The sequence below is a fragment of the Corynebacterium sp. NML130628 genome (genome assembly GCF_001875665.1).
Taxonomy (GTDB): Bacteria; Actinomycetota; Actinomycetes; order Mycobacteriales; family Mycobacteriaceae; genus Corynebacterium.
This window is the reverse complement of record NZ_MLAL01000016.1, coordinates 319,494-341,220: the sequence shown is the minus strand read 5'-3', so window position 1 is coordinate 341,220 and position 21,727 is coordinate 319,494. Positions and strand designations below refer to the sequence as shown.

Genomic DNA, 21,727 nt, shown 5'->3' with positions numbered 1-21,727 from the left:
CGGTGCACATCAAGGCAGGAACCTTTACACCCGCCCCACAGCGGTCCTCAAAAATAGCAATGGCAAGCGCCCAAGGGGGCATTGAAAGCAAGTTGATGCTTCGCCATGGTGAGCAATTGGTGCTCAGCATATTTATCCCAGCGGCGCTCCTCATTGCATCGGTGTATTTGCGTATTTTTGGGGATGATTACAGCCTTGACACGTTAGTGCCGATGGTATTCGCCGTTGCCGCTACAAGTTCTGGGTTTACCGGACAGGCAATCTCGCTTGCTTTCGATCGCAGATACGGAGCGCTGAAGCGAGCGGGCGCTTCAGGAGTGCCACCGTGGACAGTCATCGTGGGAAAGATTCTCGGTGTGGTGTCAATGGTATGCGTTCAAATCGCCGTGCTGGGGGCGGTGGCAGCATTCCTTGGTTGGCGCCCCTCGCTTATTGGTGCGGTACTTGGTGCTTGCGTTTTGTTTTTGGGGGTAGCCTGCTTCACCTCATTGGGGCTGCTGATGGGGGGCTCCCTCAACTCGGAGATGGTCCTGGCCATCTCAAACTTGTTGTGGGTGATCATGATGGGCATCGTTGGATGGGTCGTCTACTCGGGTGACCTCAGCCATGCCGGGTGGTGGAATCTGGTTCCAACGGTATCCCTTGCCGCGGGCATTTCAGACGCCCTCGCGCTGACGGCGAACGTACCCGCGCTGCTTAGCTTATTGGCATGGTTCGTCGTTGGTGTCAGTGCGAGCGTTCGCTTCTTCCGATTTGATGATTAGGCGTTTGCGCCCATCGACTAAGCTGGCAGTCTGAATACTCAAACATGTTTGATAATGCCAAGGAATATTCATGACTCTAGAGCAGACCGATACACCGGTAGCGCGTCGGGACGGTAAACACCCTCCCACACTTAAGTTGCAACGAACACTAGCAATGGTCCTGTTGCTGTGCCAGGGAGGAATCACCGTCACTGGCTCCCTTGTCCGTGTGACAGGCTCGGGTCTCGGGTGCAATACATGGCCACTGTGCCATGAAGGTTCGCTCGTCCCCGTGGCTGGCGCTGCGCCTTGGATACATCAGACGATCGAGTTCGGTAACCGGCTACTCACTTTCGTGGTTGCTGCAGCTGCAATAGCTGTGCTGTGGGCGGTGTACCAAGCCCGTCGAGGGAAGCCGGTGAAGTCTCTGGCGTGGTTCTCGCTCGCTGGTGTTGTTGTGCAGGCGGTGATAGGTGGAATCTCAGTGCGCCTTGACTTGCAGTGGTGGGCGGTCGCTGTCCACTTCTTGCCATCAATGGTGCTCGTGTGGGTCGCAGCGGTACTCTACATGCGGCTGGCTGAAGACGAGTCGACACCTCCTGAGGCTTGCTACCCGAAGCGTATACGCACGATCGCAGTGATCGCTGCTGTTGCGTTGAGCTGCGTGCTTATAACCGGAACGATGGTCACGGGTTCAGGCCCCCACTCAGGCGATGCGAGTGTGGGTATGGAAGGTCGCCTTGCAATCGACACAGCGTTACTGGCGTATGTGCATGCAGCTTGCATGTACGTATACCTCGGTTTTACGGTGATCACGTTCTTCAAGCTGCGTAAGGCGAAAGCGCCACATGCAGCACAAAAAACATCCTGGATACTCCTTGGGCTGATCGTGGTTCAGTGGGCAGTAGGTTTGAGCCAGTACTACATGGGAGTCCCCCGCTGGACGATTCCTATTCACATTGGCCTCTCGTCTCTAGTCGTAGCTTTCACTGCGTTCTTGTACGCACACGCTGTGCGTCGAGAGTTGCTATAACGTTGTGTACAGACACCATGTAGCCTGTTGAAGTATGAAAGCGATTGATGTACACGCGCAGCACGCGCGTTGCATTGACGTCGCTTCCCCACGCCCCAGCGAGAGTGAGCTTCTAGTCGAAGTTCTCTACGCTGGGGTTTTTCTTGACGACGCCTCCCCGGGTAACCAGGGGTGTGGACGTGTCGTGATGGACCCGCTAGATGAGGTGGCGCCGGAGACCATGGTGGCGTGGAGCGAAGCTCCTGGGCTCATCGCTGAACACGTAGTTGTGGACCGAAACCGGGTGGTGGCGGTATCGGATGCTATACCTCCACAGGTGGCTGCCTCAATGCTACGGCCAGGGATCGCAGCCGATTATGCGCTATTTGAGTTGCTTGATCTCGTACAGGGCGAAGCGATCGTCGTTACTGAAGCAAACTCCCCTATCGGGCTTTACGCCATCGCGCTCGCTCGTAAGCGGGATGTCATTGTGTATGCCGTTTCTGGTACCTCAGAAGGGCAACGCGCAGCGCGAAGCGCCGGCGCCACAGCTGTGTTCGGAAACGACGTGAGATCTGTTTCTGAGATCATGGCACTGAACGATGGCATCGGAGTGGACGCCATGATGATCTCACAGAGTGCGCTTGACAGCGGATTCGCGCGCGATGTTGGGCGCAGCTCTGCACGTACGTGCTTTTACGAAGACTTGGCGTCGATACGAGTGGATACGAACGAGTTCCGAAAGCACGCGCAGGCCGTCACTCGGATGCTTGAAGACGTCCGGTGGCAACCCCCAGTCGAGCTGCTGGAGTCGTTAGACGAGGCCGACCCGTTGTCACACGAAAGCGCAGCACCGCCTCACCAGTCAAGACTTGCAGCTATTCATGTTCGCGGGTGTTCGCACTAGAAGAACGACGTAAACAGTGGCGTCCAACCCAGGACCGCATCAACGGAAAGGCCTAAGAACAGCGCGGCCAAGTAGTTGTTGGAAAGGATGAATAGCTTCAGTGGTTTCACCTTTTCCCCACGCTTCACCCCAGCGTGTAGTTGCGTGGCAACCGCTAGGAACAAAGCGCCTGAGACCAGCGCGGTCACGAGATAAATCCACGACGTGGCAGGAACCAAGAGCAGAGATACGCCAACGGTCCACCAGGAGTAAATAAGGATCTGGCGCGTTGTCTCCGCTGGAGAGGCGACTACTGGCAGCATCGGGACGTTGGCGCGGGCATAATCTGCGCGATACTTCATCGCGAGCGCCCATGTGTGGGGTGGCGTCCAGAAGAAGATGATCATGAACATGACGATCGCTTGCCACCAGGCATCCTTAGAGCCATCGGTGACGTTGTCCCTGATCGCTGCCCATCCGACCATTACAGGCATACAGCCCGCGGCTCCACCCCAGATGACGTTTTGCCAAGTCCGGCGCTTCAGCCACTTGGTGTAGACGTAAATGTAGAAGAAATTCGTCAGGATGATGAAAAACGCGGCGAGCCACGACTTGCATAGCAGCCCTAGCCAGAGCACGCTCGCAATTAGAAGCGTCCACGCAAAGACCGCGGCCTTTTGTTTGGTTACTTTGGCGCGGACGAGTGGACGGGCGCGTGTGCGCCCCATTTTCTGATCGATGTCATAGTCGGCAACCATGTTAAACGCGTTCGCCGCGCCGGCACCCATCCACCCCCCGAACAATGTCGCGAGGATAAGCCACACGTGAACTGTGCCACGGTCTGCTTGCAGTATTGCTGGAATTGCCGCCACCAGAAGAAGTTCAATGACCCTCGGCTTCGTCAGCGCGAAGTATGCCTTGATGGTCTCCAATACTTCTCCTCCACATTGAATTTCAACCGCCCGGCTTGAACTTTGACGCAACTCTGGTTCGCGTTTGGGCGTCGAGTGCTTCGACTGAAATGGTACCGCACCACAGTGTGTGAAGATCTTTTCAGCTTTCGTATGCTTTAGCCCTCCCGGAGATGTTAGCCTCCGCTCACTCATTTGTCAGAATTAACGCCACATCTACACCCGGGGATTCCATTTGAGCATACGAGGCAGTAGCACGCATCGCGTAGATGCGTGTCACCACCATAAGAGGATTTTTACACTAGGCTTAGTCCTGTTCTGTTTCCATAACATGAATCGAGGATTCTGTGACGCTTTCAGCTGAACTTCAAGCAAAAACTGTACGTAACTATCCTGAAGACTGGACCGACGTGGATACGCGGGCAGTTGATACAGCCCGAATCCTCGCGGCGGACGCTGTAGAAAACTGCGGCTCTGGGCACCCGGGAACCGCCATGTCGCTTGCTCCCCTTGCCTACACCCTGTACCAGCGTGTCATGAATGTAGATCCTGCCGATCCGCACTGGGCCGGCCGTGACCGGTTTGTGTTGTCGAACGGGCACTCCTCGCTCACGCAATACGTCCAGCTGTACCTGGGAGGCTTGGGCCTCGAACTTGAAGACCTGCAGCAGTTGCGAACGTGGGGTGCCAAAACACCAGGTCATCCTGAGTACAACCACACCGACCATGTAGAAATCACCACGGGTCCGCTCGGTCAAGGGCTCGCGTCGGCAGTTGGTATGGCAATGGCCGCTCGCAGAGAGCGTGGCCTGCTTGATCCGGAGGCTCCAGCTGGTGAGTCGCCATTCGACCACTTCATTTACGTCATCGCCGGAGATGGATGCCTCCAAGAAGGCGTCACCTCAGAAGCTTCATCACTGGCGGGCACTCAGCAACTCGGAAACCTGATTGTGTTCTGGGACGACAATCGAATTTCGATCGAGGACGATACCCAGATCGCCTTCACCGAAGACGTCATGAAGCGCTACGAAGCCTATGGCTGGCAAACGCTGACTGTTGAGTCCGGCGAAGACGTCGTCGCAATTGAGAATACGGTGAAGGAAGCCCAGGCTGATACTCACCGTCCGACAATCATTCAGGTGAAGACCGTCATTGGTTTTCCAGCTCCGACGCTGCAAAACACAGGTGCAGTGCACGGCGCTGCGCTGGGTGCGGAAGAAATCGCAGCGGTCAAAAAGATTCTCGGTTTCGATCCGGAGACTCACTTCCCTGAGGAAAAGACCGTTATTAGCCACACCCGGAAGCTTCAGGAGCGTGGCGCGGCGAAACGCGCGCAATGGGACGATAAGTTCGCCACATGGGCTAAGAAGAACCCTGAGCAGAAGGCGCTCTTTGACCGTCTGACCGCTCGAGAACTTCCATCGAACTGGGCGCAGGACTTCCCTGCTTGGGATGCGGACGAAAAGGGTCTTGCGACGCGTAAGGCCTCCGAAGCCGTCATCCAGGAGGCAGCTAAGGCGCTACCGGAATTATGGGGAGGCTCTGCGGACCTCGCTGGTTCAAACAACACCCTCATCAAGGGGGCTGCATCTTTCGGTCCGGAGTCGATCTCCACCGAGATGTTTACCGCCGAGCCTTACGGCCGCAACTTGCACTTCGGGATTCGCGAGCACGCGATGGGCGCGATCATGAACGGTATCGCATTGCACGGCAATACCCGCGTCTACGGCGGTACGTTCCTGATTTTCTCGGAGTACCTGTACCCAGCCATTCGCGTTGCAGCGCTTTCGGGGATTGACGGCTACTACGTATTCACGCACGATTCGATTGGCTTGGGCGAGGATGGACCGACCCACCAGCCAGTCGAGACGCTCACAGCGCTTCGTGCTATTCCGGACATGGCTGTCATCCGCCCGGCAGATGCCAATGAGACTTCTGCAGCGTGGAAAGCCGCACTAGAGGCCAAGCCAATGCCGAAGGCTCTTGCGCTGTCTCGCCAGAATCTCCCAGTGCTTCAAGGGACGAAAGAAAAAGCCTTTGAGGGCGTCGCTCGTGGAGCCTATGTCTTGGTGGAATCCTCTACGCCAACGCCTGACCTGATTCTGATGGCGTCGGGCTCAGAGGTGCAGCTGGCAGTCGGTGCTGCGAAGACGCTAGAGGCTGAGGGCGTCGGTACACGTGTTGTTTCGGTGCCTTGTATCGAATGGTTTACGCAGCAGTCGCCTGAGTACATCGAGTCGGTGCTACCTGCCGCGGTTCGTGCGCGAGTCTCTGTAGAAGCCGGACTTGCAATGCCGTGGCACCGTTTCGTTGGCGATGCAGGCCAGTGCGTATCCCTGGAGCACTTCGGGGCATCCGCCCCCGGCCCCGAGCTTTTTGAACGCTTTGGGTTTACAGTCGAAAACGTAGCAGCAGCCGGGCGGGCCTCCCTGGCAGCAGTGAAGCAGTAGCAACGAGGTTGTCCTGGTCAAGCCATCGAGGGCTCGACCAGGCAATTTTTTAGGAAGGACCTAGATCATGAACACCATTGACAAACTTCGCGAACTTGGCACATCCACCTGGCTTGATGACCTTTCACGTGACCGCATTGCGTCTGGCAATCTAGAAGCCGTTAAGCGCGACAAATCAATCGTTGGTGTCACCACCAACCCGGCAATTTTTGCCTCTGCGATGTCCAGCGGCAGCGCTTATGATGAGCAAATTCAACAGCTGAAAGCTTCGAACGCAACCGCTGACGAAGCCGTCTATGCCATGAGCATTGACGACGTTCGTGACGCGTGCGAAATCTTCCAGGACGTCTTTGAGACAACGGAAGGCGTCGATGGTCGAGTCTCTATTGAAGTCGATCCTCGCTACGCACACGACGAGGCAAAGACGATCGCACAGGCGAAAGAGCTGTGGGCGAAAGTTGGGAAGCCGAATGCAATGATTAAGATTCCGGCCACGGATGCGTCGTTGCCTGCAGTCACAGCCGCGCTTGCAGAAGGTATTTCAGTGAATGTCACGCTGATCTTTTCTGTAGAGCGATACCGACACGTGATTCGCGCCTACAAAGAAGGCATTCGCCAGGCAGCGGCTAATGGGCATGATGTGTCGAAGATCCATTCGGTGGCCTCATTCTTCGTCTCCCGCATGGATACCGAAGTAGATGCCCGTCTTGAGGAGATTGCAACGGCACAGGCACTCGAGATGCGAGGTAAGGCTGGCGTCGCAAATGCCCAGCTTGCATACCGTCTATTCCTTGAGGAGTTCGATTCACTGGAGGATCTCCCGACCGGCGCGAACGTACAGCGACCACTGTGGGCTTCCACCGGTGTAAAGAACCCCGCATACCCTGCGACACTGTACGTGTCAGAGCTAGCTGGCCCCAAGACAGTGAACACCATGCCAGAAGGGACTATCGACGCCACGCTGGCCAGCGACAGTCTTCACGGCGATACACTCTCCGCCAGCGGTGACGAAGCAGAGCGAATTTTCAATGCCATGGCCGCCGCGGGTGTAGACCTATCTGATGTTGTGAGAGTACTCGAGCAGGAGGGCGTCGATAAGTTTGTTGATGCGTGGCAAGAATTGCTAGATTCCATGGCGGAAAAGCTGCAATAAAAAGGAGTACAAGTGAGTGACGAGAGCACGCATTGGGTGAACCCGCTTCGGTCCCCTGAGGATAAGCGGCTTCCCCGCATTGCGGGTCCGTCTGGGATGGTGATCTTCGGTGTAACCGGGGATCTAGCGCGGAAGAAGCTCCTGCCAGCGATCTATGACCTCGCCAACCGAGGTCTCCTCCCACCGGGCTTTGCTCTCATCGGGTTCGGACGCCGTAACTGGTCGAAACAGGTTTTTGAAGACTACGTGCGTGAAGCAGTCGAGGCAACGTCCCGCACCACGTTCAATGCGAACGTTTGGGATCGCCTCGCGGAAGGCATGCAGTTCGTTTCAGGCTCTTTTAACGACGATGCCGCCTTCGATGCATTGGCCGACACCCTTCGCTCGACCGATGAGACGCGCGGAACGAACGGTAACTGGGCCTTTTACTTGTCGGTGCCGCCCGAGCATTTTTCAAGCGTTGTCCATCAACTCGATCGCAGCGGAATGGCGCAGGCTCAACACGATGGCTGGCGTCGCGTCATTATCGAGAAGCCATTTGGACATGATTTGGAGTCCGCGAAGCACCTCAACCAGGTCGTCAATTCTGTATTCCCCGAGCGTTCTGTATTCCGAATTGACCACTACCTCGGTAAAGAAACCGTGCAGAACATCATGGCGCTGCGCTTCGCGAATCAAATGTTTGAACCGGTCTGGAACTCCCACTACATCGACCATGTGCAAATCACCATGGCTGAGGACATTGGGCTAGGTGGTCGTGCTGGTTACTACGACGGGATTGGCGCTGCTCGCGACGTCATTCAAAACCATTTGATCCAGCTGCTCGCGCTCATTGCTATGGAGGAGCCAACCTCGTTCTCCCCTGGCCGCTTGCGTGCGGAGAAGCTCAAGGTTCTTCGAGCCACAACTCCAGTGGAGCCATTCGATGAAACTACCGCCCGTGGTCAGTATGTCTCGGGTTGGCAAGGATCTGAGCACGTCATTGGGTTGCGAGAAGAGGCTGGGTTTGACCCCAATTCTGCAACCGAAACTTACGCTGCGTGCACGTTGGAAATTAACTCTCGTCGCTGGGCTGGTGTCCCTTTCTACCTGCGAACTGGAAAACGTCTTGGGCGTCGTGTGACCGAGATCGCGCTCGTGTTTAAACGACCCCCCTACCAGCCTTTCGAGAACGACCAAACAAATCTTCTCACCAATAACGCCGTGGTGATCCGTGTGCAGCCAGATGAGGGTGTACTTATGCGGTTTGGATCGAAGGTACCAGGAACCGCGTTTGAAGTGCGGGACGTCAACATGGACTTTTCCTATGCTGAGGCTTTCACTGAGCAATCTCCGGAAGCGTACGAGCGGCTCATTCTTGACGCCCTTCTCGATGAGTCCAGTTTGTTCCCAACCAACGCGGAAGTCGAACGAAGCTGGGAGATCCTCGACCCGATTCTTGAATACTGGGAGTCGCATGGTCACCCCGACGAGTACCGCGCGGGCACCTGGGGGCCCGCATCAGCAGACAGGATGCTGGCTAAGGACGGCCGTCAGTGGCGGCGTCCATAATGTGTGCAATCTACGAACGTGAGGCTTAACCCTTGATAGTCACTCTTCCTGACACAACCACCCGCGATGTGTCTACAGCACTTTTAGAAGCTCGCGAGAACTATTCGCTCGCAACTGGGCGCGTGCTCACGCTCTTGGTCGCTGCACACGCTGAGGATGACGTTGCGTCGATCTTGGAAACCGTTCGAGGCGCGACGATGGAGCATCCTGCTCGAGTCATCGTTTTATTGCTTGACAGACACAGCAGGCGCACTTGGATGGACGCTGAGGTGATCGTGGCTGCTGACGCCGGGGCTTCCGAGATGGTGGTCATGACATTGCACGGTGAGCTCACGAAACACCTTGATGCCGTCGTAACACCCCTGCTTTTGCCGGACACGCCGATTGTTGCGTGGTGGCCTACAACGGTGCCGGACGTTCCCGCTGAAGCAGAGCTCGGTAATATCGCGCACCGGCGGATCACGAATGCATGGCGGACAATGGGCGCCGAGTGCGTTGACCAATTGGCGAAAGTATACGTCCCTGGTGACTCAGACATGATGTGGTCTAAGATCACGCCTTGGCGAGGCGTCGTTGCTTCGGCATTTGACCGTTACAAACATATGCCCCGCACGATTTCTCTCAGCGGCGTTGCTGAGCATCCAAGTGTCAGTATTGCCGCTGCATGGTTGAATGCATGTTTTGGTGTTGACGTGACGATTGAAGCGGTTAATGAAAGCGAGGCCATCCCGGGCTCGCCGATCCAACGCCTTGCGCTCAGCTGCGGTGACGACTCCGTGCAGGTCCAGGCCGTCGATGAGCACACAGTACGGGTCTCTGTCCCCGGCTACCCTGATGCCTTTGTGGCATTGAGCGCTCGTTCAGATGCAGAGTGCCTCGCTGAAGAGCTTCGGCACCTTGATCCCGATGCCATGTATGCTCGGGCGTTGTTACACCGCCTTCCATAGCTTCATGACGAAAGAGGTTCAGCGGATGAACAATCCACTAACGACCAAAACATTTGCAGACCTGGACAAGCTTATCGACGCCTCCGCTGCAGCGTTCCAGGCGTTTATTTCAGGGATCCACAGCTCTCCTACCGGTGGTGTCAATGGTGATGGGACTGCGCGAATTGTGCTGACCGGCGGCACTGCAGGCATACGGTTCCTTGCGAAGCTGGCAACCGCTGATATCGACTGGTCCAGGGTGAAAGTATTCTTCGGCGACGAACGCAACGTCCCTGTTGACCATGAGGATTCCAACGAAGGTCAGGCTCGAAAGGCGTTGCTTGACCACATAGCAATCCCTGAAGGAAATATTTTTGGGTATGGTTTGAACGGTGGAGCAATGGAAGAAGCCGTTTCTCGCTACTCGGCTCTTCTGAACGTCGAGGCGCCAGAAGGGTTTGACCTCCATTTGCTTGGAATGGGTGGCGAAGGACATATCAACTCGCTGTTCCCTCACACTTTTGCTGTGAAGGAGAAAGACGCCTTGGTCGTCCAGGTCACGGATTCTCCGAAGCCGCCAGCTGAGCGAATTTCTTTGACCCTTCCTGCAGTGCGACAGGCACAGCACGTCTGGTTGCTCGTGTCAGGAGCAGAAAAAGCAGGAGCAGCTACCGCTGTTTCCGAACGGGCGGACTTCCTCGATTGGCCAGCGGCAGGCGCCGTCGGCAAGGATACCACTATTTTGTGGGTTACCGAGGACGCGGCGCCACGTTAAACTGAATTGAACAATACGTGACGAAAGGCCTCCTCGAGCTTTATGCTCCAGGAGGCCTTTTCGCTGCGGCTTAAGCTGCGAACGTCTGAATGAGATTCAGACCAATGATGCACACAATCCAGATCAGAGTGATGACGATCGTGTAGCGGTCCAGGTTCTTCTCCACGATTGTGGACCCAGACAGGTTGGCCTGGACGCCACCACCGAACAAGCTCGAAAGCCCGCCCCCCTTGCCTTTGTGAAGCAAGACGAACACTGTCATCAAGACCGCCGCGATTACGAGCACGATCTCAAGCGCCAACGTCATGGTGGTAAATCCTCACTATAAAACCTACATTGATGTAACCCGGACCAGAGTACACGAATTGCGTCAACTGGTGTTATTCGACGCGCTCTCGTCCGGGCTACCGAATCAGAATTGCCTACTGTACAGCCTGTGCTGCGGCAGCAGCCAACTTAGCAAAGTCCTGGCCGTCAAGGGAAGCACCACCGACAAGACCACCGTCAACGTCCGGTTGCGCAATGATCTCCCCGACGGTCTCGGTCTTTACAGATCCGCCGTACAGAATACGGATGCCTTCAGCGACGTCGTCACCTGCCAAATCGCGAATAAGGCCACGAATAGCCTGGCATACCTCTTGTGCGTCAGCCGCCGACGCAACCTTGCCCGTACCGATGGCCCATACAGGCTCGTAGGCGATAACGGTCTTCGCGAGTTCATCGCTGCCAAGCCCGTCAAGGGACTTCTTCGTCTGCTCGACGACATACTCCACGTGGGTGCCTTCTTCGCGAATGCTGAGAGGCTCACCAACGCAAACAATTGGGCTCATGTTGTGGTCAAGAGCCTTCTTCGCCTTACGGGAGACCAGCTCATCGTCTTCACCGTGGTATTCGCGGCGTTCAGAATGGCCAACTACTACCCATGTGCAGCCAAGCTTCTCCAACATGGAGGCCGAGACCTCGCCGGTGTAAGCGCCAGCGTCATGTGCCGATACGTCCTGTGCACCGTATGTAATCTGCAACTTATCGCCCTCAACGAGGGTCTGAATGGAACGGAGATCAGTAAACGGCACGGTCAGTGCGACGTCGACGAACTCATAGCCATCCTTAGGGAAAGCAAACGCCAGCTTCTGTGCTGAGGCGATTGCCTCAAGGTGGTCATGGTTCATCTTCCAGTTACCGGCAATAAGCGGTTTACGAGACATCTTCATACTCCTTTGTAAAAGCGACTACTTGGCAAGAACAGCGACGCCTGGCAGTTCTTTACCTTCGATCAATTCGAGGGAAGCGCCGCCACCCGTCGAGATGTGCGAGAAACCGTCCTCATCGAGACCCAGAATGCGCACCGATGCCGCAGAGTCACCGCCACCGACAACCGTAAACGATTGATTGTCCTTCGTAGCAGCGATCATTGCTTCGGCAACAGCCTTCGTTCCAGCGGCAAACGCCGGGAATTCGAAGACGCCCATCGGGCCGTTCCAGAAAACGGTCTTCGAGCTCTTCAGAGCCTCGCCGTACCGTGCCGCGGTCTTCGGACCGATGTCGAGAGACATCCAGCCTTCTGGGATGGCGTCAGCTGCAACAGTCTGCTTTTCTGCATCCTTTGCAAATTCGGAAGCTGCAATAAGGTCCTCTGGCAGCAGAAGCTTATCGCCAAAGCGGCCAATCAGGTCCTTGCAGGTGTCGATCATGTCTTCCTGCAACAGAGATTCCTGAACGTTGTAGCCCTGCGCAGCGAGGAAGGTGTAGCACATGCCACCACCGATGATGACCTTGTCCGCCTTTGCAGCGAGCGCCTCAATAACTCCCAGCTTGTCGGAAACCTTGGATCCACCAAGAACGACAACGTATGGGTGATCCGGCGCGTCCTTGACCTTGCTCAGGGTCTTGACTTCCTTTTCAACGAGGTAACCTGCGTAGGCCGGAAGCTTCTTAGCAACGTCGTAAACGGAAGTCTGTGCACGGTGGACAACACCAAATCCGTCGGAAACAAACGCTCCGTTGTCTGCAGCCAGAGCGACCAGCTCGGCAGCAAACTCCGCGCGCTCAGCTTCGTCCTTCGAAGTTTCGCGTGGATCGAAACGAACATTCTCGAGCAGCAGGATTTCGCCACCGGTAATTCCGTTAGCACGCTCATGTGCGTCCTCGCCGGAAACATCGCCGGCAAGCGCTACGAATTGACCAAGGCGCTCGCTCAGCGCTTCAGCGACAGGCTTCAGGGAGAACTTTGGGTTCACCTCTCCCTTTGGACGGCCGAGGTGAGCCATGACAATGACTTTTGCTCCACCTTCCAAAAGCGCTTTCAAAGTTGGCAGCGATGCGTCGATACGCCCGGCATCGGTAATGTTGCCATCTTCATCAAGTGGAACGTTGAAGTCGGAACGGACCAGGACATGACGATCCTCAACGCCTTCGTCCAGAAGCTGTTGTAGCGTTTTCATTGCCATAGGAACTCTCCTCTGTTATTTCGGTTGTTTGCTGTAATTTTTATTCAAGCATTAGCGAAAGAAATGGCCCGAAGTGTGCGTGCTACACACCCGGGCCATTCTAGGTCTTATGCCAAGTTATCAGCGACGTGCTTCGTCATACGGACAAACTGAGAGGTGTAGGACCACTCGTTGTCGTACCAAGCGATCAGCTTGACCAGGTTGCCGTCGATAACGCGGGTCATGCCTGCGTCGAAGATGGAACCGTGGGTGTTTCCGATGATGTCAGAGGAAACAATTGGATCCTCGGTGTACTCGAGAGCCTTACCGAACTCTGGGTCCTGCGCAGCCTTCTTGATCGCTGCGTTGATCTCGTCGACCGTCACGTCCTTGTTCAGCTCGACGGTCAGGTCGGTTGCAGAGCCGGTGATGGTTGGCACGCGCATCGCGAAGCCGTCCAATTTGCCCTCAAGCGCCGGCAGAACCAGGGCCACAGCCTTAGCTGCACCAGTCGTGGTTGGAACGATGTTCTGCGCTGCAGCACGAGCGCGACGCAGGTCCTTGTGAGGGGCGTCCTGGATGCGCTGGTCGCCGGTGTAAGCGTGAATAGTGGTCATCAAACCAGACTTGATGCCGAACTCCTCTTCCAGAATCTTTGCAACTGGTGCAAGCGAGTTCGTGGTGCAGGATGCAGCAGAGATGATCTGCTGGTCATTGCTGTAGTCAGTGTGGTTGACGCCCCAGACGTAGGTGCCATCAACGTTCTTACCCGGTGCGGAGATGATGACCTTCTTCGCGCCAGCTTCGATGTGAGCCTTTGCATCGTTGGCATCGGTGAAACGACCGGTGCAGTCAAGGACGATGTCAACGTTTGCATCGCCCCATGCAAGCTTGGATGGGTCCTTCTCCTCAGTAACCTCAATGCGGTGGCCATCAACGGTGATGGAGGATTCGTCGTACTCAACGTCGCGGCCGAGCTGGCCATACGCTGTGTCGTACTTGACAAGGTGGGCCAAAGTCTTATTGTCGGTCAGGTCATTGATCTTCACGACCTCAAGGTCGCTCGAGTACTGATCCAGAATGATGCGGAATGCCGAGCGGCCGATACGACCAAAGCCATTAATGCCAATACGAATAGTCACAGTCTTTACTCCTCTATGTCGGAAATTGTTGAGACTTGCTTTGGGCCAGTACCAATCTCTTTCCGTTCTCGGCGAGTTCGTTGGTTCAGCCCGTTGCACATCAGTTTAGCGAGAGATTTCAACGCTTGCATCGCCGCATAACGCCACAATTAGTGCCCTAACGTTGCATCAGGATCTTGGCGTCAAAACCGGGGGTATCGTCTCACACTTTCGCGCCCCAAGAATGTCTGTTTAGCCCCGCGAGCCCACCAGATATAACAAAAACGGCGATAAAGGTAATCTCTTTTACCCCCGACTGTCGTATCTTCCGGACCGACAAAGCTCGCGATTCGAGAGGCGTGATATTAATCACACGCATAGGCTAGAGCGCCATACCGCGCTCTAACTAGTCTTCGGAGTCTTTCCACGTGTATCCGGAATGCCGAGCTCAGCAGCTCGTTTATCTGCAAGTGAGAGCAGCCGACGAATACGTCCGGCCACTGCATCCTTAGTCATTTGCGGATCAGCCAGACGCCCTAACTCCTCCAGCGATGCCTGACGGTGCTCAACTCGTAGGTAGCCGGCCTCCGCAAGGTGCTCAGGAACATCGTCACCGAGGACCTCCATAGCACGTTCCACGCGTTGTGCAGCAACCGTAGCGGCATGTACGCTTCGACGGGTGTTGGCGTCGTCAAACGTGGCAAGGCGCTGTCCACCGCGCATCTGTGCCTGCTTCTCTTGAAGTTTTGCATCCCATTCCAAACGGGCAAGTGGAGCACCCATTCTGCTAAGAAGCACACCAATCGTCTCTGCATCACGCACATGCACCCGCTCTACCCCCCGAGACTCACGCAGTCTGATCTGACATCCGAGTCGACGGGCGAGCCCTACCAAGGCGAGCCCTGCTTCCTCACACGGACACTCGACTTCCAAAGCTGCAGTGCGCCCCGGCTCCGTCAATGTCCCGCGTGCAAGGAACGCACCCCTCCATGCTGCCTCTACTTCAGAAACTTCTCCCGAAACAATCTGCGGAGGCATTCCGACAACGAGATGCCCTGATTGCGTCCGAAGGTTGAGGCGGCGATAGACCGCTTCGACACCCGAATCCAGTCGTACCTCGTATTTCGTCTCTTTCGTCGCTGACCCAGGTGATACCACGGTGAATGTTGGTGAACACATAAAGAGTGTCTCTAGGATGAGCATCAACCGGCGGGCTACTGCTTCTTCTGCGAAATCCGCTGTCATCGTGAGTCCGTGAACACTCGCATCAAGCTTGCCTGCGAAGCGAACTAACGCGGAAGCCTCGGCGGCTACGACGGACTTTGCTCCAAGCGGAATTCGAAGCAGCTCGTCTTTCGTTTTGGCTGTCAGCGACACCGAGGGATCCTTTCTACAAAAACATCGGTGAATTAGTGTAGCGCACGTTACGCGTGAAACTCATGGGCAAGGGCGAGCAGTTCGTGGGCGAGCTTCTTTGGGTCATGTCTGTTCGTGCTTCTGCGCTGATCGTCGATTTCATGGATGTCACGAAACAGTACCGTTCCGCCGACGCGCCCAGCAGCTCGCGCGAGGTGAACTCGTTCGCCCTCTGTCGGACTGATTGAGTTATCGGCCAAGAACACGTCCACGTGCAAGTTTGGAGCATGCTGCTCGAACACGTGAATATGTCGTTCCGTACTAAAACCAGGGGTCTCCCCTGCCTCAGGCGAAAGGTTCAAAACCACCACGACGAGCGCTGACGTTTCATTCAACGCACGGACGATGTCCGGTACGAGCAGGTGCGGAATTACCGAGGAGAACCACGATCCTGGGCCAATCGTCACCACATCCGCATCCATAATTGCACGCACCGCTTCCTCGGTAGCCGGCGGATTGTGCGGGAGGAGGCGTACACGCCTTACGGTGCCCGGTGTCGTGGCAACAGCTACCTGGCCACGCACAGAGCGCAACACACGGGGATCATCGTCAAGCCCAGCAACATCCGCCTCAATATCGAGGGGCATTGGGCTCATCGGCACTACCCGACCATCCGCACGCGTCCACGAGCTAATGATGTCTAGAGCCTGCTGCATATCACCGAGTTCTTCGCTCAGCCCGGCTAACAGCAGATTGCCGACAGCGTGCCCCGCCATCGCACCATTGCCGCCGAAGCGGTGCTGAAGCGTTTCGCGCCACAGTACGCCGTCATCGTCGGTTGCAGTCAGTGCAGACAAAGCCATCCGTAGGTCACCTGGTGGAATGATCTCCATTTCCCGGCGGAGCCGACCAGACGATCCCCCGTCGTCAGCAACTGTAACGACGGCGTGGATAGCCTGAGCCTTAGCCGCTCGCGCCGCCAACAGGGTTTGATATAAGCCGTGGCCTCCCCCAAGGCATGTAAAAGCAGGTCCCATAATATGTTCAGTGCTTCTTTCCAACGATAAGGAGCAGCTAGTCGCGTTCTAGGTCTCGGTGCAAAATGTTCACATCTACATCATCTGACTCCCGGAGGCGTCGGACGATCTCCTCCGATATAGCTACGGACCTGTGGTGTCCACCGGTACAGCCAATCCCAACTGTGATGAAATCCTTGCCCTCGTGTCGGTACCCCTTGAGCATGTCCTTCAGCAATATCAGGAAATTATCGACGAAGGCCTTCGCGCCGGGCTGTGACAGCACATAGTCCGACACTGGCGTATCGACGCCTCGAAATTCGCGTAGCTCGGGGATCCAGAACGGGTTCGGCAAGAATCGAACATCGAGCACCAAGTCTGCATCTCGTGGCGTACCGTGTTTGAATCCAAAGGATTCCACGGTGACGTGCTGCTTTGGCGCTGAAAGGTCTCCCACGGAGGCCTCAATTGAGCGCCGAAGGTCGTGGACGGAGAGGTGCGTCGTATCAATAATTAAGTCGGCACGTTCCCGGATAGGACTGAGCTCCTTGCGTTCGCGCTCGATTCCGTCTTTCAGGGTGTCATTACCCTGCAGCGGGTGTGTGCGTCGCACGCTATCAAAACGGCGGATGAGGACTTCGTCGCGCGCGTCTAGGAACAAGATAAACGGCGAAAGGCCCTTCGCTTTAATCGCTTCGATGGTCTCCAAGAGCGAACCGTTAAACATTCTGGCGCGCACGTCTGTCACTACTGCGAGGTGATCAACCGGCGAGTCCTCCGCCGTAGACATCTCCACGAGATCGAGAATGAGCTGAGGTGGCAAATTCTGCGAAACAAAGTACCCTTTGTCTTCGAATACTTTCGCGGCAGTTGACAAGCCACCACCAGAAAGCCCGGTGATAATCACGGGGCGACGAGATGCAGAAGCAGGTAATAAAGGCGAAGTCATAGGCCCATACTAGCTAGCCTTCGTCATCTTTGTGTAGGTGCTCAAAAATTGTCTCTGCCAGCTTCGGCCCAACCCCTGCGACCTCCTGCAACTGGTCAATAGAGGCTTTACGAATCTGTTTGACACTACCAAAGTGCTTCACCAGTTCCGTTCGACGTGTGGGACCAAGGCCCGGAATATTGTCGAGAACAGACGCCCGCATTCGCTTTGATCGCTGCTGCCTGTGGTAGGAAATCGCAAAGCGGTGCGCCTCGTCACGGATCTGCTGCAACAAGTACATGCCATCAGAGTTTCTCGGCAAGATGATTGGTTCATCGTCGTCGGCGATCCAAATTTCTTCCAGACGTTTCGCCAGCCCGATGAGCTGGACATCGACGATGCCAAGCTCATCGAAAACCGCTTGAGCGGCATTTACCTGTGGTTTTCCGCCATCGACGATGAATAGTTGGGGTGGATACGCAAATCGCTGATTACCAGTTGAGGCGACCTCGCTCGCTTCCTCCGCGAACATCATTTTGGCTGCCTCTTCATCGGGATTAGCCAGTTTGTCCTCGTGATAACGCTTGAACCTGCGACGCGTTACTTCTGCGATGGATCCGACGTCGTCGGCGCGCCCGTCTCCGGCAGCTTCCTTTATCTGGTATCGCCTGTAGTCATTCTTTTTGGGAAGTCCGTCTTCAAATACGACTAGGGACGCCACAACGTCCGTGCCCTGAATATGCGAAATGTCAGTGCATTCAATTCGCAGTGGTGCTTCATCCATTCCCAGCGCCGATTGAATATCCTGCAGTGCCTGAGACCGAGCAGTCAGGTCTCCGACGCGTTTCAACTTGTGTTGGTGAAGCGCCTCCGCCGCATTTCGATGCACCGTCTCCATCAACGCGGCTTTATCTCCTCGCTTTGGAACTCGGATATCGACTTGCGCTCCTCGCAGCTGCGACAGGAGCTCGGACACGTCCCCCATCTCTTCTGGCAGCTCCGCGACAAGGATCTCCCGGGGAACAGGGATGTTCGGCGCAGCTTCTTGGTGTGATTGTTTATCGACGCCCCTTCGACGAAACTCCTCCGAGATCTTGAGGTCTTCCTTCCTTTCCTGCGCAGCGCGTTCGACGGCATCAGAGTAGTACTGCACGAGAAAGTCCTGCATTAGCGTAGGAATTGCCGGGTCCTTCTCCCCTTCCGCTAGCCTGTCCAAGCTGCCTGGCTCGTCACCTGTCTTTTCGACGACCCACCCTCGCTGTGCACGAATACGTCCACTGCGTACGTTAAATATCTGCACGGCTGCTTCGAGTTCATCACTGTCAATTGCAATGATGTCGGCGTCCGTATCGCTGCTGAGTACTACGGTCTGGCGCTCCATCACTTTGTCAAGCGCACCGAGGTCGTCTCGAAGACGGGCGGCTTTCTCGAACTCCAGCTGCTCCGCTGCGCTCGCCATCTGGTGCTTGAGCGACCTCACGACATGCTCGGTCCGGCCACCCATAAACGCGAGGAAGCCAGCAACAATATCGTCATAATCCTCTTGATTTACCCGCTGCACGCATGGCGCAGAACACTTGTCGATGTAGCCTAAGAGACACGGACGACCGAGTGACTCATGGCGGTTGAAGACACCATTCGAACAGGTGCGAATTGGAAACACGCGCGTTAATAGATCAAGCGTTTCGCGTACCGCCCAAGCATGCGAAAATGGGCCGAAGTACCGTACCCCTTTCCTTTTGGGTCCCCGGTAGAAAAACGCCCGGGGATAGCGTTCTCTTACGCTCACCGCCAGCATGGGATACGTTTTGTCGTCCCGATACATCACGTTGAACCATGGATCAAATTTTTTAATCCATGTGTACTCAAGTTGCAGCGCTTCAACTTCGCTAGCCACGACGGTCCACTCAACAGAGCTTGCAGTGAACACCATTTGCCTAGTTCGAGGGTGCAGCTGCGCTGGAGGTTGAAAATAATTGCCTAAGCGAGCACGGAGATTCTTCGCCTTACCAACGTATACAACTCGCCCGTGAGGATCACGAAACTTGTAGACGCCGGGCTCGTTTGGGATTGTTCCCGGCGCCGGGCGATAGGAGGTGGGATCAGCCAAAACGCTTAACGCTTCCTACTCCGTCGGCATGTATTTTGCTTCCAATTCACGGAAGTCCGCTACTGCCTGTAACGCCAGTTCCTTATCTGCGGCCTGAATCGCCCACAGTGGGACATATTCGAATTCCGGGAGCTCCAGTCGAGCCATACGGGCGCCCTTTGGAAACGAGAGCCCATAAATCACGAGCCACGGGTAAAAGCGCGTTCCAATAATGTTGGCCACCTCGACGCCGTCTTCGTTGACTTGAACGCAGGGGCGGGTCAACACCAACCAGGTCAGAATTGAAAGAATGATTCCCACGCCAACGAATGCGAACTTGTCCAACCACGTGATAGTCAGACCCGAAAATTCGACGTCGACGACTGCTGCCATGAAAATGTGCACCGCCATGACGATCAATATGCACACGGCTGCAACCTTCTTCAGGAAGGGAGACCTTATCGTCAGCTCCCACGGTTTTGTCGAAATCGACGCGTGCGGGTCGAGTGCGTTGAGGTATGCAAGCTCCGCTTCATCAATCTTGCGCGCAACCGACTGTTCTTCGCTCACTACTCTTTTCTCCTCGCCTGTCGTAGCCCACGCTACGTCTTTCGGTTATGAATGCTTCTTCGGGAATGCCCGAACTTTCTCAAGCTCGATCAGCGCGCCAATGGCGGCTTGTACAGCTTCCGCGCCCTTGTCTTCCTTAGCGTCCTCGCCCCCGGCGCGCTCGTACGCCTGGTCTTCCTCTTCCACGGTAAGCACACCGTTTCCGACGGGCGTCGACTCGTCAAGCGCGATGCGGGTAAGTCCTGCTGTCACCGAGTCACAGACGTACTCAAAGTGCGCGGTTTCTCCGCGGATGACACATCCGAGGGCCACGACAGCGTCATAACGCTGTGCGCATGCTTGGACTACAACAGGTAGTTCAAGCGCGCCCGCGACGGTGTATTCGGCGTACTTGGCGCCCATTTCACGAGCAGTCGTGGTGGCACGATCTCGAAGAGGTTCCACAATCTTCTCGTTCCATCGTGTCGAAACGATGGCGATTGTGTACCCCTCGCCATTCAGTGTTTGGGTATCGGGGGCACCGCCAGTGGCCATCTACTTCTCCTCCTGCTCTGTCCAAGATGCAGCCAAGGGGAGATCATGCCCCATGCGTGACTGCTTGGTTCGTAAGTACCGGATATTTTCGTGGGTAGGCACAATTTCGATTCGAGCCCGCTCCTTCACGATCGGACCAAAACCACTGAGCGCTTCCACCTTTTCCGGATTGTTGGATAACAGTGTAAACGAAATGATACCAAGGTCTTTTAACACTTGTCCGGCCACTGAGTACTCACGGGCGTCGATTGGCAAGCCTTGTTCGAGATTAGCGTCAACAGTGTCCAACCCCTCATCCTGCAGACGATAGGCCTCGAGCTTTGCAAGAAGTCCGATACCGCGCCCCTCGTGTCCACGAACGTACACGATGACGCCACACCCCTTTTCCTGAATCCGGCGCATGGACTCATGAAGCTGCGGACCACAGTCGCATCGCTTCGACGCAAAAGCATCGCCGGTCAGGCATTCAGAATGAACTCGCACCAGCGCATCATCACTTTGAGCAACGTCGCCAACGACTAACGCGATGTGCTCTGAACCGTCTATTCGGTTGCGGTAACCGTATGCAGTAAATGTTCCGAACTCAGTAGGCAGCGTGGTTTCAACAGTTCGTTCAACGGTCATCTCATGACGGCGTCGATAGGCAATGAGCTGCTCAATGGAAATCATCTTCAGACCATGCTCATCGCTGAACTTGCGCAGTTCGTCGAATCGTGCCATATCTGTCGGGTCCTCTTCGGACACGATCTCGCACAGGACACCGCACGGGGCGAGTCCTGCCATCCGGGCGAGATCAACAGCGGCTTCTGTATGGCCATCGCGCGAGAGCACGCCTCCCCGACGAGCGCGCAACGGCACGATATGTCCCGGACGTGTGAAGTCGTGTGGCCCGAAGTTCGTATCAACGAGACGCCGAATGGTCTCTGCCCTGGACGTCGCTGAAATTCCAGTCGTCCCTGTCGCGGCATCGACAGTCACCGTGTACGCGGTGCCGCGGGCGTCCTCATTATGCGCGACCATCGGTGGCAATTGGAGCTCATCCGCTCGCTCGTCTTCGAGCGGTACGCAAATATAGCCAGAGGTGTATCGCACCATAAAAGCGACAAGCTCTGGGGTAGCGAACTCGGCGGCGAAGATCAGGTCCCCTTCGTTTTCCCGATTCTCGTTGTCTACAACAACGACAGCTTCACCACGCGCTATAGCTGCTACTGCATCTTCGACTGAATCAAGCCGAGAATTACGTCCAACGATGTCCTGAGGAGCATTCATGGAACCCAATG

The 21,727-nt window shown here is 55.8% G+C and carries 20 protein-coding genes; 8 read left to right on the top strand and 12 right to left on the bottom strand.

What is annotated here, in order from left to right; all coding sequences use genetic code 11:
- The first annotated feature begins 2 nt into the window (after positions 1–2).
- The 3 genes from BJP07_RS04595 (at position 3) to BJP07_RS04585 (ending at position 2,662) form a co-directional block, all read left to right on the top strand.
- Positions 3–764, top strand: coding sequence for an ABC transporter permease (locus BJP07_RS04595; protein ID WP_255365920.1), 762 nt, complete (start codon positions 3–5; stop codon positions 762–764).
- A gap of 70 nt (positions 765–834) precedes the next feature.
- Positions 835–1,776 carry a heme A synthase gene (locus BJP07_RS04590; RefSeq protein ID WP_071566271.1) on the top strand — a complete coding sequence of 314 codons (942 nt, stop codon included), beginning with the start codon at positions 835–837 and terminating at the stop codon, positions 1,774–1,776.
- Between the two features lie 34 nt (positions 1,777–1,810).
- Positions 1,811–2,662, top strand: a complete 852-nt coding sequence (locus BJP07_RS04585) for a hypothetical protein (protein ID WP_071566270.1) — start codon at positions 1,811–1,813, stop codon at positions 2,660–2,662.
- Here BJP07_RS04585 and BJP07_RS04580 read toward each other — a convergent pair.
- A complete protein-coding gene (locus BJP07_RS04580) occupies positions 2,659–3,624 on the bottom strand; it encodes a heme o synthase (protein ID WP_369822313.1) in 966 nt (321 codons plus the stop codon). The two genes, BJP07_RS04585 and BJP07_RS04580, sit on opposite strands and share 4 nt — an antisense overlap.
- Before the next feature lie 275 nt (positions 3,625–3,899).
- On the opposite strand from BJP07_RS04580, the gene tkt reads away from it, so the two are divergent.
- The 5 genes from tkt (at position 3,900) to pgl (ending at position 10,407) form a co-directional block, all read left to right on the top strand.
- A complete protein-coding gene (gene tkt / locus BJP07_RS04575) occupies positions 3,900–6,002 on the top strand; it encodes a transketolase (RefSeq protein WP_071566269.1) in 2,103 nt (700 codons plus the stop codon).
- A 67-nt stretch (positions 6,003–6,069) separates the two neighbouring features.
- Positions 6,070–7,155 (top strand): transaldolase, encoded by a 1,086-nt coding sequence (gene tal, locus BJP07_RS04570; RefSeq protein ID WP_071566268.1) that lies wholly within the window; start codon positions 6,070–6,072, stop codon positions 7,153–7,155.
- 12 nt (positions 7,156–7,167) lie between these two features.
- Entirely contained in the window at positions 7,168–8,706 is a 1,539-nt protein-coding gene (zwf, locus tag BJP07_RS04565) for a glucose-6-phosphate dehydrogenase (RefSeq protein WP_071566267.1), read from the top strand.
- Positions 8,707–8,774: 68 nt separating this feature from the next.
- Positions 8,775–9,653: a glucose-6-phosphate dehydrogenase assembly protein OpcA gene (locus BJP07_RS04560; RefSeq protein ID WP_369822312.1), complete on the top strand. Its 879-nt coding sequence runs from the start codon at positions 8,775–8,777 to the stop codon at positions 9,651–9,653.
- Positions 9,654–9,678: 25 nt separating this feature from the next.
- Entirely contained in the window at positions 9,679–10,407 is a 729-nt protein-coding gene (gene pgl, locus BJP07_RS04555) for a 6-phosphogluconolactonase (protein WP_071566265.1), read from the top strand.
- A gap of 70 nt (positions 10,408–10,477) precedes the next feature.
- On the opposite strand, the gene secG is transcribed toward pgl, so the two are convergent.
- The 11 genes from secG to BJP07_RS04500 form a co-directional block, all read right to left on the bottom strand.
- Complete coding sequence (secG, locus tag BJP07_RS04550) at positions 10,478–10,714, bottom strand: preprotein translocase subunit SecG (RefSeq protein ID WP_071566264.1); 237 nt, start codon at positions 10,712–10,714, stop codon at positions 10,478–10,480.
- Positions 10,715–10,829: 115 nt separating this feature from the next.
- Positions 10,830–11,612: a triose-phosphate isomerase gene (gene tpiA, locus BJP07_RS04545; protein WP_071566401.1), complete on the bottom strand. Its 783-nt coding sequence runs from the start codon at positions 11,610–11,612 to the stop codon at positions 10,830–10,832.
- Between the two features lie 24 nt (positions 11,613–11,636).
- Positions 11,637–12,854, bottom strand: coding sequence for a phosphoglycerate kinase (gene pgk / locus BJP07_RS04540; protein WP_071566263.1), 1,218 nt, complete (start codon positions 12,852–12,854; stop codon positions 11,637–11,639).
- A 107-nt stretch (positions 12,855–12,961) separates the two neighbouring features.
- A complete protein-coding gene (gene gap / locus BJP07_RS04535) occupies positions 12,962–13,975 on the bottom strand; it encodes a type I glyceraldehyde-3-phosphate dehydrogenase (RefSeq protein WP_071566262.1) in 1,014 nt (337 codons plus the stop codon).
- Between the two features lie 381 nt (positions 13,976–14,356).
- Entirely contained in the window at positions 14,357–15,331 is a 975-nt protein-coding gene (whiA, locus tag BJP07_RS04530) for a DNA-binding protein WhiA (protein WP_083584080.1), read from the bottom strand.
- A gap of 47 nt (positions 15,332–15,378) precedes the next feature.
- Positions 15,379–16,347 carry a uridine diphosphate-N-acetylglucosamine-binding protein YvcK gene (yvcK, locus tag BJP07_RS04525; protein WP_071566260.1) on the bottom strand — a complete coding sequence of 323 codons (969 nt, stop codon included), beginning with the start codon at positions 16,345–16,347 and terminating at the stop codon, positions 15,379–15,381.
- Positions 16,348–16,384: 37 nt separating this feature from the next.
- Complete coding sequence (gene rapZ, locus BJP07_RS04520; RefSeq protein ID WP_071566259.1) at positions 16,385–17,275, bottom strand: RNase adapter RapZ; 891 nt, start codon at positions 17,273–17,275, stop codon at positions 16,385–16,387.
- A gap of 13 nt (positions 17,276–17,288) precedes the next feature.
- Positions 17,289–19,364, bottom strand: coding sequence for an excinuclease ABC subunit UvrC (uvrC, locus tag BJP07_RS04515; RefSeq protein WP_071566258.1), 2,076 nt, complete (start codon positions 19,362–19,364; stop codon positions 17,289–17,291).
- A 15-nt stretch (positions 19,365–19,379) separates the two neighbouring features.
- A complete protein-coding gene (locus BJP07_RS04510) occupies positions 19,380–19,913 on the bottom strand; it encodes a PH domain-containing protein (RefSeq protein WP_071566257.1) in 534 nt (177 codons plus the stop codon).
- Positions 19,914–19,958: 45 nt separating this feature from the next.
- On the bottom strand, positions 19,959–20,447 hold the full coding sequence (gene ribH, locus BJP07_RS04505) for a 6,7-dimethyl-8-ribityllumazine synthase (protein ID WP_071566256.1): 489 nt from the start codon (positions 20,445–20,447) through the stop codon (positions 19,959–19,961).
- Positions 20,448–21,716 carry a bifunctional 3,4-dihydroxy-2-butanone-4-phosphate synthase/GTP cyclohydrolase II gene (locus BJP07_RS04500; protein WP_071566400.1) on the bottom strand — a complete coding sequence of 423 codons (1,269 nt, stop codon included), beginning with the start codon at positions 21,714–21,716 and terminating at the stop codon, positions 20,448–20,450.
- Positions 21,717–21,727: the final 11 nt, after the last annotated feature.

Excerpts from the sequence above, each read along its gene's own strand:
- yvcK (WP_071566260.1), bottom strand. The coding sequence starts at position 16,347 with ATGGGACCTGCTTTTACATGCCTTGGGGGAGGCCACGGCTTATATCAA.
- ribH (WP_071566256.1), bottom strand. The coding sequence starts at position 20,447 with ATGGCCACTGGCGGTGCCCCCGATACCCAAACACTGAATGGCGAGGGG.
- pgk (WP_071566263.1), bottom strand. The coding sequence starts at position 12,854 with ATGGCAATGAAAACGCTACAACAGCTTCTGGACGAAGGCGTTGAGGAT.
- BJP07_RS04590 (WP_071566271.1), top strand. The coding sequence starts at position 835 with ATGACTCTAGAGCAGACCGATACACCGGTAGCGCGTCGGGACGGTAAA.
- tal (WP_071566268.1), top strand. The coding sequence starts at position 6,070 with ATGAACACCATTGACAAACTTCGCGAACTTGGCACATCCACCTGGCTT.
- tpiA (WP_071566401.1), bottom strand. The coding sequence starts at position 11,612 with ATGTCTCGTAAACCGCTTATTGCCGGTAACTGGAAGATGAACCATGAC.
- BJP07_RS04585 (WP_071566270.1), top strand. The coding sequence starts at position 1,811 with ATGAAAGCGATTGATGTACACGCGCAGCACGCGCGTTGCATTGACGTC.
- BJP07_RS04500 (WP_071566400.1), bottom strand. The coding sequence starts at position 21,716 with ATGAATGCTCCTCAGGACATCGTTGGACGTAATTCTCGGCTTGATTCA.
- rapZ (WP_071566259.1), bottom strand. The coding sequence starts at position 17,275 with ATGACTTCGCCTTTATTACCTGCTTCTGCATCTCGTCGCCCCGTGATT.
- pgl (WP_071566265.1), top strand. The coding sequence starts at position 9,679 with ATGAACAATCCACTAACGACCAAAACATTTGCAGACCTGGACAAGCTT.
- secG (WP_071566264.1), bottom strand. The coding sequence starts at position 10,714 with ATGACGTTGGCGCTTGAGATCGTGCTCGTAATCGCGGCGGTCTTGATG.